The organism is Hymenobacter cavernae (assembly GCF_014641455.1).
In the GTDB taxonomy this organism is placed as follows: domain Bacteria; phylum Bacteroidota; class Bacteroidia; order Cytophagales; family Hymenobacteraceae; genus Hymenobacter; species Hymenobacter cavernae.
In genome coordinates this window covers 1-1,232 of sequence record NZ_BMHT01000026.1, presented here as the reverse complement: position 1 = coordinate 1,232, position 1,232 = coordinate 1, and the positions used below count along the sequence as shown (strand labels likewise).

General features: G+C 57.4%; 1 protein-coding gene. It reads right to left on the bottom strand.

Annotated features, from left to right (window positions below; translation table 11 throughout):
* Positions 1–40: 40 nt before the first annotated feature.
* Positions 41–1,149 (bottom strand): IS3 family transposase gene (locus IEX74_RS23035; protein WP_373285596.1). Its coding sequence is split into 2 segments (ribosomal slippage): positions 41–894 and positions 894–1,149, totalling 1,110 coding nucleotides; the frame shifts between segments, so codons are not numbered across the junction.
* Positions 1,150–1,232 lie beyond the last annotated feature (83 nt).

Below are 1,232 nucleotides of genomic sequence, written 5' to 3'. Positions count from 1 at the left end.
TGACCTCCTCCCATTTACTGAGCCCGCTAGAAGTAGAGCATCAGGCGTTTTGAAGCTCGACCGTAGTGGCGGCAGCTACTACCTCATCGGGCGTTAAATTCTGTAACGAGCTGTGCGGCCGGAAGCCATTGTACTCTTGGCGCCAGTGCTCGATTTTTTCCTGCGCATCGGCCAGCGACAGGAACCAGTGCACGTTCAAGCACTCGTCACGGAAGCTGCCGTTAAACGACTCAATATACGGGTTGTCAGTCGGTTTGCCGGGGCGCGAGAAGTCGAGCGTCACGTGCTGGTCATAGGCCCAGCGGTCAAGCGCCTTGCTGATAAACTCGCTGCCATTGTCGACCTGAATGCGCTCGGGCACGAGGCCTAGCTCCTGCTGCAAGCGCGTCATCACGGCGACCACGTCTTCGCCTTTGAGCGACTGGCCAACGTGAATGGCCAAGCACTGGCGACTAAAATTATCGACTATCGTTAAGGCCCGGATCTTACGGCCATCGAAGAGGTTATCCACCACGAAGTCCATACTCCAACACTGGTGCAGACGCCCCAGCGGAAGCCGCTCTAGTCGGTGCGCAGCCGCGCGATTGCGCCGCGGGCGCTTACTGCGTAAGTTCAAGCCCTCCAAGCAGTACAGCCGATGGACGCGTTTGTGGTTGTCCGGCCAGCCCTCCCGACGTAGTAGGGTGTAGAGACGCTGACTGCCGTAGCGCACCCGTACTTGGGCCAACTCGCGCAAGCGCTGGCGCAGGACCGTATCATCTCGGCCATGCGCTTGATAAGCGAAGCTGGCGCGCTGCAAGCCAATAACTCGGCAAGCTCGCCGAGCCGAGATGCGGTAGGCGTCAATCAAGTGGTGAGCCGCGTGTCGACGCTGCACGGGCTTCAGAACTTTTTTTTGAGCACGTCCTGCAGCATCTGCTTGTCCAGGCTCAGGTCGGCTACCAGTTGTTTGAGGTGCTGGTTTTCCTCTTCTAACTGTTTGAGCCGGCGCAGTTCCGGCACGCCCAAGCCCCCGTACTTTTTCTTCCAGTTATAGTAGGTCGCTTCGCTGATGCCCATCTTGCGGCATACCTCGGCTACAGTCACACCCGTGTCCGCCTGGCGCAGGGCGAACACGATTTGGGCCTCGGTAAACTTGGTCTTTTTCATGGCAATTGTCCTGGTCTTTTAAGGTACGACAAGTGCTTGATTTTCTATACTTTAGCTTGGCCTAGTTTTACGGGGAGAGGTCA